Origin of the sequence: Photobacterium damselae subsp. damselae (genome assembly GCF_038086725.1) — a bacterium.
GTDB lineage: Bacteria > Pseudomonadota > Gammaproteobacteria > Enterobacterales > Vibrionaceae > Photobacterium > Photobacterium damselae.
On record NZ_CP146971.1, the window covers coordinates 572,967 to 586,441 of the forward strand.

Below are 13,475 nucleotides of genomic sequence, written 5' to 3' on the forward strand. Positions count from 1 at the left end.
GGAGCAACAACTCCCCCATTAATAGTACGAATTCAATAACTTACTTAGTCATACGTTCAGCAACAGTATTAAGCGCATCATCAACAGATTGACGGCCAGTTAATACATTACCAATCGCTGCTTTCTCTGCGTACCAGAAGGCAGCCATTTGTGGAATATTAGGCATAACTTCACCATTTAGGGCGTTATCCATCGTTGCTGCAATACGAGAATCTTTACTTAATGTTTTCTGATAAGACTTAAGTGCAACAGCACCGAGAGGAACGTCTTTATTTACAGTCGCTAAACCTTCATCTGTCAGTAGATAATTCTCAAGAAACTCAACTGCAAGATCTTGGTTTGGAGATGCAGTACTAATACCTGCAGTTAATACACCAACAAATGGCTTAGATGGGTTACCACTTAGTTTAGGTAGAACCGTGACACCGTAATTAACACCAGCTTTATCAATGTTAGCCCAAGACCATGGACCATTGATTGTCATTGCAACATCACCTTTATTAAAGCCAGACTCTGCAATCGCATAATCAACGTCAGCTGCGATAACACCGTTATCAACCATCTGCTTCATAAACGTCATTGCGCGTTTTGCACCATCATTATTTACGCCAACATTCTTAGCATCATAACCATTTGGAGTGAACTTAAAGGCATAGCCACCATCAGCAGCAAGCACTGGCCATGTGAAGAACGGTTCTTGTAAGTTCCACATAATGGCGCGCTTGCCTTTCTTTTGTAGCTCTTTGTCTAGTGCAGCCATCTCTTCCCAATTCTTTGGTGGATTAGGAACAAGATCTTTATTGTAGATAAGAGAAAGGGATTCAACCGCTACCGGATAACCAATGTATTTGCCATTGTAAGAAACTGCATCCCATGTGAAATCAGTGAACTTATTCTTAAATGCTTCTGTTGGTTTCACTTCAGCCAGAAGGCCTGCTTGAGCATATCCACCAAAGCGGTCATGAGCCCAGAAGATAATATCAGGACCATCACCAGTTGATGCCATCTGAGGAAACTTCTCTTCCAACGCATCTGGGTGAGCTACAGTCACTTTTACACCAGTATCTGCTTCAAACTTTTTACCAACTTCAGCTAGGCCGTTATAGCCTTTATCACCATTAATCCAAATAGTGAGTTGACCTTCTTCAATCGCGGCATAAGCATTAACTGAACCAAGTGCAGCAAGAGTACATAGGGCAACGGTACTGAGGACTTTTCTCATCTTTAACATCCTTCCTGATTGTTATTTTTGGCAACGTTACATGGTTATTTAGTGGGTAACGTCATTTCACCACTATCATCCCTAACTTTGTGTAGGCCTACATCATCCTAAATACTACGCCCCCCTACAGCAGTTATTCAAAGCGTGATCTGGCTCGAATAGGCGGTGTGACGAAGATCTAAATATAAGTACATATTGTGATAGCACGCACAGGATATTCATCTACTAAATAGATTTCATCTAGTAAACTAGCAAAGTGTGAACTCGGTACTCCTCCCCCTTCATCCCCCTTGAACCAGATCAATTTAGGAGGATGTTTTATCAAAAAAACTGAGTAAAAATTCCAACATCCAGATAATATTCGTCGCCAGTAAGCCATTGATTAAAAATGTGCTCACCGACACAACAAAAAATAGAGGACAGGCACAATGACAAGTGTCACTTTACGAAACGTATGTAAAGCGTATGGAGATAACCTAATATCTAAAAATGTTGATTTGGATATTCAGGACGGAGAATTTGTCGTTTTCGTGGGCCCATCAGGCTGTGGTAAATCTACATTACTTCGCTGTATTGCTGGTTTAGAAGACATTACTTCTGGCGATTTATACATTGGTGATAAACGTATGAATGATGTTCCCCCATCTCAACGAGGTGTGGGCATGGTATTCCAATCTTATGCGCTATATCCCCACTTAAACCTATTCGACAATATGTCATTTGGCCTTAAACTAGCTAAAGCCGATAAAAGTGAAATCAAACGCCGAGTGGATCATGCTGCCGATATTTTGCAGCTAGGACATTTATTAGAGCGTAAACCTAAAGCACTGTCTGGTGGTCAACGTCAGCGTGTTGCTATTGGTCGAACACTTGTTGCTCAACCTCAGGTTTTTCTTCTCGATGAACCTTTATCAAACCTAGATGCAGCGCTTCGTGTGCAGATGCGTATCGAATTAGCAAAACTTCATAAACAACTGGGTTGTACAATGATCTACGTTACTCACGATCAGATCGAAGCTATGACTCTTGCAAACAAAATTGTGGTATTAGATGGTGGATTTGTCTCTCAGGTTGGCCGCCCATTAGAGCTTTATCATTACCCACAGAATCGTTTCGTCGCTGGATTTATTGGTTCACCAAAGATGAACTTTATGAGTGTCTTTGTCGAAGAAGTTGAAAATGATCGTGTTATGGTTCAACTGGCTAATGGTAATGCATTCTGGATACCTGTTGATGGCTCAACCGTAGAACGCGGTTCTCGAATGTCACTGGGTGTCCGTCCAGAACATTTAGTGCCTTGTTGTGATGGTGATGCCTGCATTGAGGGTAAAGTCCTTGTTGTCGAAAAATTAGGACATGAAACACAGGTCTATTTGAATATGGACAATGTTGATGCTGACTTTATTTATCGCCAGCCAGATACTCTTGATGTTAATGCAGGAGATCGCCTTGAAGTCGGAATTCCAGCCCATCGCTGTCATCTATTCCATAGCGATGGCACTGCTTGTCGCCGCCTCTATGAGGAAAAAATTTAATTAGGTTTTATTATTTGGATTGCCGAATCCATTGACCATTAGCTCAGTGCCATAATATTGGTTTTTGTGCAGGTAAGGTTTGCTATGCAGCCTTACCTTTTTTCGATCTTGCCATTGTCAACTATACTTTTAATGTTCTACTCGCTAGATGGATCAGTGGGATAGAATTCTCCATCAATCCTTTTGGGGTTTGACTCGTTATTGTGTTGCCGGGTTGAATGACACAAACGCCATATTGGTTTTGATGCGTATTTATCCACATCAAGGAGGCTAAGTATGAATCACAACGATCGCATTGAAGACTTGGAATTGAGAATCTCTTTGGCTTATCAAGAAGGTCACTTTCAGCAAGCAAAAGAACTGGAAGCTCAGTTATCTCGAATTCGAGGACAGCGAAACCAATATGATAGAAATGAGCCTTATTCACTAGAAGGTCGTAGCTATTGGGATGAGTAGTTTTGTTTATTCTAAAATAGCTTGGGTATACAGACCTAATATCTAAGCAATTTGGATATTAGCGACTCGAAAGATAAAGGGGAGATAATATATCCCCCTTATTTTTTACTTTTTATTTTAAAAAAAATATCTTATCAATAATTTTGAATATGATCACACTAACCATCCAATTTAGAAGATAAATACTGCTTCTACTCCATATACTTTCCTATGGATTCTTGTGATGCCAATCTCATTATTATTCATCTCATTATAAGTAAGGCTATTTACTCGTGAAGTAAGTCACACAACTTATTGCTTTAAAACTAATTTTTCGACGCATCTCAACAAAATGTGATCCTTGCACTCATCCTCCCATCTCATCCTTAACTATTTCTTTTTTAGGATGATGCTAACGACTATTAAAAAGATAAAAATCAACTCATCAAATAAATCTTCAATCCTAATTTATTTGAAAAAAGCGAGTTATCACTGTGGGATGAAAATTAATAATACTCTACCTCCTCTGCACTATTAATTTTCAGCAATATTCTGATTACTTATAAGCAATCAATTTTAAATCAGATTATTCACCGTGATGAAACTGGCATAACAAATATAATGTTCCATGAAGGAGTTTCACCCATGAAATTGAACAAGGTTTGTCTAACAGCCGCAGCCGTATCTGCAGCACTAATGTCTACAGCAAGCATGGCTGCTGATGTAGATTTCTTCGGTTATATGCGTGCTGGTGTGGGTATCAGTGGTGACCACGGTCAACAGTTCGAATTCGAAAAAAATAACCTAGGTCGTTTAGGTAATGAAGGCGATGCATATGGTGAAATTGGTTTAGGCTCTAATATTTACCAACAAGATGACATGACATTCCGTGTTAATACCATGCTAGCAGCCACTTCTAACGGTTCAAATGACTGGGAAGGCACAGAAAAAGACGATGCTAAAATTGCATTACGCCAGCTAAACGTTGAAGCGAAAGGCGTACTTGGCTTTGCACCAGAAGCAACACTATGGGCAGGTAAACGTTACTACCAACGTCATGATATTCATATTACTGACCGTTACTATTGGGATATCTCAGGTGCTGGTGCTGGTATCGAAAATATCGCAATGGGTCCAGGTAAGCTTTCTTTAGCATGGGTTCGTTCTGATCGCGAAGCAGAAGACTTCAATCCAATCCCTGATGAAATCCAGCCACTAAACATGAATATTTTAGACGCTCGTTATGCCGGTCTAAATTTATGGGATGGCGCCTCTCTTGAGCTTGGTATTGACTACGCAATTGCCAATCCAGATCACGATGCAAATCAAGCAGCAAAAAATGCCAAAGATGGCGTAATGCTAACGGCAGAACTCACTCAAAGCGTTCTTGGTGGCTTTAACAAGACTGTTGTCCAGTTTGGTAACGAAGGTTATGGTGCGCCAATGGTTTATGGTGGTGCAGGTAACTGGTACGCTGCTGAAGCTAAACACGGTGGTTCAGCTTATCGCTTAATTAACCATGGTGTAATCAGCCTTGGCGAACACTGGGATCTTTCTCACCAACTAGTGTGGGCATCAACTATCGATGATATCCAAGATGGTCAAAAGCAGGATATCACTAACTTCTCTGCTGTAGTTCGCCCTGTTTACAAGTGGGATGATCATCATAAGACCATCTTTGAAGCCGGTTACTTTGCTAACGATGGTGCAACTGATGCAAATAACTCTGGTGGTCAAAAATACACCCTTGCTCAAGCATGGACTGCAGGCTCTAGCTTCTGGGCTCGTCCTGAAATCCGCCTATACGCAAGCTACCTAAAAAATGACGACGGTAAATTTGCTGGCAATAAAGACAACGAATACAACATCGGTGTTCAAGCTGAAGCTTGGTGGTAATCGTTTCAGTTTAACTTAAATAAATACGGTCAATTATTTGATTGACCGTATATTTTTCTCCATTGATGATCCATTAATTAGCAGCCAAACGTGGGTAGCATTATGAACAAAGCTGTAGCATTGGCGATTTCCGCAGTCCTTCTCTCTGGCTGTGCGCAACAAACCCAATCCTTAGATACATCAGTAGCACAAGCTCAAATAAAACAAAGCTCAGATATTCACTGGCAACCGCTTAATATTCCGACAAAAGTCACTTTCACCCTGGATAAAAATAGTCAAACCAGTCAACAATTTAACAGTGCTGGAGCCATTGCCGCTTTTCAAATACCAGCAAATCGTGGGGCGATAACGGTTGATTTACAAAGCATCATAGATCAAGGGGTCTATGCTCCAAATATCGCCTTTGTTGATAATAAGGGTGAAGTGTTACAGACATTCTCTTTTGCTGATTTTAGTTATAAACCAGCCAAATTTTTAGATGGCGATTTGCTTGAAGGTAAATTCACTTTCTTACCGCCAATTACAGAAACAACCGTTAATATGGTTATTTACACCACGGCAAAAGATTTAGCACAAAAAACGGAAGTACTTCATCCAGCCAAAGCTTATGCTATAGCTCATGGAAATGTACCACCCGAAATTCCAAACCCAGAAGTCAATCACTCACCCTATGGTAAGTTGAATTTATCAATTTCAACACCTTATTTGACTCACCAGCCACAAGCCCAAGCCTCTGTGGTGGTTGCAGATCAAGCCCCTACTCTTGATGAAACAAAAAGTTATTATCTTGATGGTATCAAACAAGCTGTAAAGAAAAATGATATCGAAAAAGCAATGAAGTTATTAGATGAAGCTGAGCGTTTAGGCATCGATAAAGCGCGTTCAGTCTTTATTACTGCTGTTAAAGCGCAAAGTTAATAAATTGAACAACTTAGTTTCCTTGCAACACGTCGTAAATGAGTAACTTTTCTTTTTCTAATTTTACAGTTGAGCCACTTTTAATGAGTGGCTCTTTTTTATCACTTATTAACGGGCAACTACACTACAACTGTTTAATCCCGGCGATAATTGAACTTGATATGTAGATACACCCATTGCCACACATTCTCCTGTCCAAAAATCAAACCAGTCTTTATTTCTTTTGGCATCAAACGTCACAGTACGTGCATTTACATCATTATAATTAAATCCAATATAAAGTGTTTGCTGCTTGTCTAAAGTTAACTCTGCTTGAGCTAAAGAGAGATCATTAAACTCAGCGCTATTTAGTGTTTGGCATTGACGCTTAACTAAGCGATGAAACGACTGCTGAGCGAATGGTGTCCAATAAGCTAATGGATCACCAGATAACAATAACCCACCACTTGCTAAAACCACATCACGATGGAATAGATAACTGTTATGACTTGTTTTTTGACTTTCGAGATCGATTAAGGTGACACAATCAGGATCAATATGCCACAGCGCCAAATGCTGCCAACTGCGATAAAACGTCTCTTGTGCTATTTGACTAAAACGGTGAGGATTACGCTCAACATCATCAGACACTCGCATCGCATCAACCAATCCTAAAGATGGCCACATTGGTGCATTACAACCTAATAACCAAGCTGAACCAGCACCTTTGGCAATGGCTTCCATCCCTAAACGATAAGCTGCCACACCTGTACAATCTTTTTGATAACGCACACCTTTAAGTGTTCCCCAGTAGTTTGCGTCTAACTTAAATAGCTCAACGCCCCACTCTTCCCGCATAGTTTTAACCACAGAGGTTAGATGCTCTTGAACCTCTGGATGTGAAGTATCAAGAATATACCAAGGCGTACATCGCCATCCGCCATAAGTTACAGTTTCAGCTTTGAGCAATTCACCTTCTTGATGACACACAAACCAATTAGGATGTTGTTTAAAAATCTCTGAACTTGGCTCTGCAATAAATGGCGCTAACCAAATTCCTGGTTGTTTCCCTTGTTGTTTAATCTTGGCTATCACCGTTTGAATACCATCCGAAAAACGTTCCGATGGAGTCAGCCAATCTCCCATATAAGCTTGATAACCATCATCCAGTAATACCCATTCAATATTTTTATTCTCACCTGTCATGCAGCGAATATTTTGTTCAATATCTGAAGCTGACACCCCTGCATAATAGGCATACCACGAGCACCAACCTACAGGTGATCGTTGCGTATCATTTCGCTTTGGATGGTTACGATTAATCGCCTTTGTGAAGCTCTGATATACATCTTGTAAATTAGACCCAACCACAGTAACTATCTGCTCAAGTGTAATACCATCAGTTGTATCTGGTTTAAATACACAGTGCTCACCATCAATGAAAGCGTAAATAGATTGATCATGAATTTCAAAGTAACCAGCAAAACGGTGACAGGAAGTAAAACCGAATAAAGTAAATTGCCTCTCTTGCTCTATCACAAGATAGTTATAATAACGGTTTGGCGCATCGTGCGGATAGATACGATACTCACTGTTATTATCAGGGCATCGACCAACAGCTTGTGGTTGTTCTATTGTTCCACCAGTTTGAGCCAGCATTTGAAAGCCATCACCAATAATGGATTCTGTTCCTTGATATGGAAAAGTAAATCGCCCTATTAAGGTAGTTGCGCTGAGTGAATGTGTTGATTCTGCGGTTAAATAAACGACATTGAGCTGTTCATGGCATATCGAAACATCAATATTTGCAGCAGGTTGGAAGGGAATCGAATTTAAGGTACAAGACATTTTATAACTTCAGGAATAATAAAGGATTATCCACTTTACCTGTCTTGTACCCCTACATAATGAGATCGTTTACACAAATTGATAATATCAGTAAGAATTGTCTATTATTTAGAATAAAACCGCGTTACTTCTTAGGATTACCAACAAATGCAACTACCACTTTATCAGTGCCTAATTGACGAGAAAAAGCATAACCCTGTTGCTGAGTAAGCTCTTGATGAACGCCTGCACCAACGGCTGGATGTCGTTGCCTAAATTGTCCGACTGTCCGCCAATGTTGTAATAACGCTTGTTGCTCATCATTAAGTTTCCACACCATATCAGAACGGGTTCCTTGATGAAAATCATCAGCATAAGGCCCTAAATCTCGACCGATCTCATCACCATAGAAGACTTGAACCGCTCCAGGGCTAAGTAACAGAGCATTTGCGGCACTTTTTTGCATCTCAAAAGATCGATAACGGCTAAAAAATAACTCAGTATCATGAGAGGATATGTAACTGGTCATATTAAAGTCTGCAGATTTTTTTAACTGCTGGTTATAATCTTGATACACAGGTTTCATTTGTGAGAAGCAAACTGCAGCTTGATCCATTTTTTTCTGCAGGTCAAAATTAATCAGAGCATCGAAACCATCATTATAATAAGGGCTACGATAAGCGCCATGACCCCACACCTCTCCCATCATCCAAAATGGTTCATTGTTTTTACTATTATGCAGTTGCCGCCATTGCTGTAATTTTTCACCAGCTTGTTGCTTCAATCTTTGCCAAACCTCACCATCAACGTGTTTTACAGTATCAACACGAAAACCATCAATGCCAAATCGTTTAACCCAATCGGTTTGCCACTCGATAAGATAATCACTCACAGTGTAATTTGATTTTGCTGTTACTTGTGTATCAGGATTGTCCAATAACCACTGAGGAGGTGTAACAACTTTCTCTGATTCGGTAAGAAAATCCGGTAAGCCAGCAAGCGTCATCGTAATATCATCACTACCCGGAGCCAAATAGTTAGGTAATCCTGCACGAACCCAATCTTTCCCCCACCACTGTTGCCACTCTTTGCTTTGATAATTGATTAACGAATTATAACTGTGCCAACTCTGACCTGATTTCGGTTGCCAATCTGCCCACTGCTTTGGAACTTGCTCGCGATTTACAACTTGAATGTCATCTAATTGCAAATCAGCAAGTGTTGCATACCCTGCATGATTAATAACGGCGTCTAACAGTACTTTGATGCCTCGCTGATGGGCCTGACTCACAAGCTCTCTTAACTCAGCTTCATTACCTAAATTAGCATCGATCTTAGTAAAATCTCGAGTCCAATAACCGTGATAGGCATAAAAAGGGAAAGAACCGCTGTCTCCACCACCGACAAAGCCATGTACTTGTTCAACTATGGGAGATAACCAAATAACATTGGTTCCAAGGCTCTGAATATAATCCAGTTTATCAATAACACCTTGTATATCACCACCGTGAAAGGTACCTATCTCCTGCTTGCCATCTTTGTGACGGCCATAGCTGTTATCATTACGAGTGTCACCATTATTAAAGCGATCCAACATCACAAAGTAAATATTAGCATTACGATAGTTAAAAGAAGGTTTTGGTTCTACTTGTGTAAGCGGCTCTAACAACACTAATCCAGCACTATTTATTGAAGGCGTGAGTCGAACCTTACCATTATTCACCACCACATTTTGTTGCGTAAACACTTCTCGTAATTGAGTTCCATCCGGATATGTATTGGCCAAATCAAGCGTGACCAAACCGCCATGATATTGCTCGCAGTCTATTTGGGGGATTGGTCGTTTAAATACACTGTGTGTCTGTTTTTTAGGTGCACGTTTAATTAATACCGTCTGTTTCTTTCCATCATATTCAAAAGCATAATCACCACTAAATCGAATTTTAATAGGAAGTACGGTTGGTTTACTACAATTTAAATTCAACGGTTGATTAAATCTTATTTTTTTCGCAATTGGTGACTGACAATCTTTATTTATACCTTCAATTTTTAATTGATATTCCCCTTTCACCAAAGGAATAACTAAACTCTGAAGATCGGATAATGGGTAATCTCGGCTGGTTGTCGAAGTTGAAATAGTAAGTGATGGATTAGCAATAACAGCACTACTAGATAGCGCTGAAATAAGAGCTATTAAGAGATTTATTTTCATACAACATACCTAAAGCAAAGCCCTTTACCTCGTTATAATCGTAAGATAAAGAGCTTTTCTATCTAATGTATTAGTGGGAAACAGGAAGTCCTTGTGAACGCTCATTGGTACGAGGCATCACAAAAACTGCTGGCGTCCATGCAGGAATCGTTAATAGATTTCCATCCACTTTAGCCCCTTTTGCTAAATCAGAACGGTATTGATTGCTCAATTCAAAACCTGAAAAACCAATATCAAATGTCTTTATTTCTGGCGTTGCATTAATCGCAATAACCATAGCATCAAGCGTTGAATCGATATCTTGTAAACCTTGGCCGTTATTAATACTCATAATAATTAACCCTGGTTGCTGATCGACTCCCGTATTATGAAAGGCTACGCGTTTTATCACTTCAGTTCCTGTACCTAAAGTAATGAGAGGATAGCTTTGACGTAAATGAACAAGATCGAGATAGTAATCCACCATTTGCTGCATTTCTTTAGAGCTTGGCTGAGCATGAGCGCCACTACCATAAATCACTTGCTCAATAATAGAATAATTATCACCGTCTTTATCTTTGCGAGGTAATCCTTTATTCCAGTTATTATCTTGCAATGTGAAATCGACTTTATTGAACCAATCTCCAGAATCATAAGAGTCTCGTTGCATTGATTTAGATCGTAGTAGTTCTGACCCCATATGAGTAAATGGCACGCCTTGTCCTAACATTGCTGTGGCTAAAGAAACGGCCTGCATTCGAACTCGCTGTTCTCCTGATACATCATACGGGATCTTATACTGTTGGTTATCCCATAATGTTTGGTTGTCATGTTTAGATACGTAGTTTTGAATTTCTGTAGGATCTTTCGCGTAACCAGCTGGTTGACCATTATAATCCAACTGATCTCCTCGAATAATGGCACCTTGCGCATTTTCAAACTTAAACGCTTTTAGGTTCCCTGCCATACCTAACCGCACTAAATCTGTAGCATGTAGTGCACTTTCTTTGGATGTTGTACTTATTTCATTTGGTTGAACATAAGCACCATTGCCAAATCCTTGATTTTCTCGCAATGCATTTCCACCATCAAATGGACCGCCACCACGAACTGCATCACGAAGTCGATCGGAAAAACTACCGATACCTGTTCCAGCTAAGTTAGGTTGTGTGGCTTGAACAAATAATTTGTCGTTTTCCACTTCACCAAAATTCCAACCTTCACCATAAAAATAGGTTTGTGGATCAACATGTTGAACAGCCTGTAATGCATCTTGAATTTGAGATAATGGGTGATGCCCCATTAAATCAAAACGAAAAGCATCAATTTTATAATCACGAGACCAAACCACTAACGAGTCTTTAATAAGCTTTGCCATCATGGCATGTTCTGGTGCTGTATTAGAGCAGCATGTCGAGTTTTCTACCGCTCCAGTTAATGGGTTTAGTCGGTTGTAATACCAAGGAACAATTTTATCTAAAACAGAAGTATCACTCAGAGGACCTGCAGAATTGGTATGGTTATAAACAACATCCATTACTACATTCATATTGATATCTTGCTTAACAGCCTGAACCATTTCACGCATTTCTAAAATACGGCTTTTCCCTTCTGCATTTATTGCATAAGAGCCTTCAGGTACGGTGTAATGAAATGGGTCGTATCCCCAGTTGAAGCTATCTGTTGCAGAGATCAGACGATTTAGCTCTTGTACTGTTGGATTTTCAGCACTGTCACTACTTTGCTCTCGCTCTAAAACTTCTGCGATAGTCAAATTACTCTGACACTCTGCGCTGAATGTAGACTGAGAAACCTCCGGATTAATAGCGCACAAGGTAGAAAATGGCTGTTCGATGTTGGCTACTTGCTGTGTGTCTTCATCAATAGTGGCGATATCAAAAATGGGCAGCAAGTGTAAGTGTGTTACCCCATTTTTGCTCAATTTTTTTAGATGATTAACAGGTACAGAATCAGACTGGGTAAAGGCTTTAAACTTACCACGATACTCAGGTTTTGTAGATTCATCATGAGCGCTAAAATCGCGTACATGAGCTTCATAAATAACAAAAGTAGCAGGGTTTGATTGATCTCTTGGTCGAGCTAACTCATCCCACCCATCTGGTTTTAGATTTGGATCATCAAGATTGACCACTTGACTATATTTGGAGTTCATCGCCAAACTCAAAGAATATGGGTCTGTGACTTGATATTGCTCAACTTGGCCTGATACTGGATGAAATACATCAATCAAATAACGATAATAGGTACCATCTTTAGCTTTGTCTGTTAATGAGGTCCAAACACCAGATTGAGCGTTATAGTCCATCTGCAAGCGACCAAGTTCTTTTTTGTTGTCACCAAATAAGATCAATACAACATTTTGTGCCGTCGGGGCCCACACCTTAAACTGTACGCCATTATCGACCAGCATTGAGCCCAACGGTTCAGACTGTGCTTTTGGCGCAAACAATTGATCAAGTATACCAGCCGTTTGTACTTTGGTTCCCGCAAGAACAGTTCCTTGTTTATCAACAGCTAAAGTAACGGTTTCTGCTTTTACAATAGAGCGCATATCAACATCAGCAGGAATGGCATAAGCTTGTTGGCCAGCAAGATATGGGAAACGACTCTCTTGTTGGGCAGTAAGCTGAGTTGGCTCAAGTAAAATATAATCATTGGTATATTGGTAATTCTTATTAGGCTCAATGTCCCCTTTTAACGAAACGTAAAGCCGCACTTGATCTGCGTTGGCAGCACCATTCCATACTAAAGTCTTAGCTCCAATTAAATGCGCTTCTGCATTCGCTACACCAGAGATCGCCACAAAAGCTTCTTCGCGAGAATCTTTGGCTTTAGTATCGCCAGAAAGATAGGAAGCTGTTCGATCAGATATTTGGTTAAAATCCAATTGAGCATCACCACCTAACACATTGGACAATTTATCATCTCGTACAATAAAGTTAATGCAATGACTCTTACCGCCTTTTAAATTAATCTTCCAATAAGGCCCTAAATTATCAATTCCTGTTGGAGTATTCTGCGTGTTATCCCACGCGCCATTAACCATATCATCAGCAGCTCTATCACATTGATCATTATTCCAAATGTGTAAACTGTAATTGGCAAACTGATTACTGCGGGTCTGATCAGGTTTAGTCACATAATACACAACCGCTTCACCATCTTTGGCTTGAACGGGTTCGCTGACATCCCCGGCACTATTGAGTTTGGCTGTTAGCCCATCCGTTGGCGGCAATTTAATAATAATATTTGGGGGATTTGTGGTATCAAAGTACCCATCTTTACTATCAACGGTTGAATCTGAATCATTACATCCCATCATGGTCACTGTCGTCAGAATTGAAACAAGGGTTTTAGATAGCGGGGACAATTTAAATTGCATGGCTCATTCCTTATAAACCTAGAATAGATTTGAACTTAAAAACTGCCAACATAGTAAAAAGTCGCGACC

8 protein-coding genes are annotated in these 13,475 nt (G+C 40.0%); 4 read left to right on the forward strand and 4 right to left on the reverse strand.

What is annotated here, in order from left to right:
• Positions 1-40: 40 nt before the first annotated feature.
• Positions 41-1,222: a maltose/maltodextrin ABC transporter substrate-binding protein MalE gene (gene malE / locus WAX86_RS17410; RefSeq protein ID WP_106261450.1), complete on the reverse strand. Its 1,182-nt coding sequence runs from the start codon at positions 1,220-1,222 to the stop codon at positions 41-43.
• A gap of 428 nt (positions 1,223-1,650) precedes the next feature.
• Here malE and malK point away from each other — a divergent pair, with 428 nt between their 5' ends.
• The 4 genes from malK (at position 1,651) to WAX86_RS17430 (ending at position 6,006) form a co-directional block, all read left to right on the forward strand.
• Positions 1,651-2,757 (forward strand): maltose/maltodextrin ABC transporter ATP-binding protein MalK, encoded by a 1,107-nt coding sequence (gene malK / locus WAX86_RS17415; RefSeq protein WP_065171473.1) that lies wholly within the window; start codon positions 1,651-1,653, stop codon positions 2,755-2,757.
• A 276-nt stretch (positions 2,758-3,033) separates the two neighbouring features.
• On the forward strand, positions 3,034-3,213 hold the full coding sequence (locus WAX86_RS17420) for a hypothetical protein (protein WP_036765723.1): 180 nt from the start codon (positions 3,034-3,036) through the stop codon (positions 3,211-3,213).
• A 630-nt stretch (positions 3,214-3,843) separates the two neighbouring features.
• The gene (locus WAX86_RS17425) at positions 3,844-5,088 is read left to right on the forward strand and encodes a maltoporin (protein WP_065171546.1); all 1,245 of its coding nucleotides are present in this window, start codon (positions 3,844-3,846) and stop codon (positions 5,086-5,088) included.
• A 102-nt stretch (positions 5,089-5,190) separates the two neighbouring features.
• Positions 5,191-6,006 carry a MalM family protein gene (locus tag WAX86_RS17430; protein ID WP_065171472.1) on the forward strand — a complete coding sequence of 272 codons (816 nt, stop codon included), beginning with the start codon at positions 5,191-5,193 and terminating at the stop codon, positions 6,004-6,006.
• Between the two features lie 108 nt (positions 6,007-6,114).
• Here the strand turns inward: WAX86_RS17430 and WAX86_RS17435 are convergent, their stop codons facing one another.
• The 3 genes from WAX86_RS17435 to pulA all read right to left on the reverse strand — a co-directional run bounded on the left by WAX86_RS17435 (position 6,115) and on the right by pulA (position 13,406).
• Entirely contained in the window at positions 6,115-7,833 is a 1,719-nt protein-coding gene (locus WAX86_RS17435) for an alpha-galactosidase (RefSeq protein ID WP_341489784.1), read from the reverse strand.
• Positions 7,834-7,957: 124 nt separating this feature from the next.
• A complete protein-coding gene (locus tag WAX86_RS17440; protein WP_341489785.1) occupies positions 7,958-10,024 on the reverse strand; it encodes an alpha-amylase in 2,067 nt (688 codons plus the stop codon).
• A 70-nt stretch (positions 10,025-10,094) separates the two neighbouring features.
• The gene (pulA, locus tag WAX86_RS17445; RefSeq protein WP_341489786.1) at positions 10,095-13,406 is read right to left on the reverse strand and encodes a pullulanase-type alpha-1,6-glucosidase; all 3,312 of its coding nucleotides are present in this window, start codon (positions 13,404-13,406) and stop codon (positions 10,095-10,097) included.
• Between the last annotated feature and the right edge of the window lie 69 nt (positions 13,407-13,475).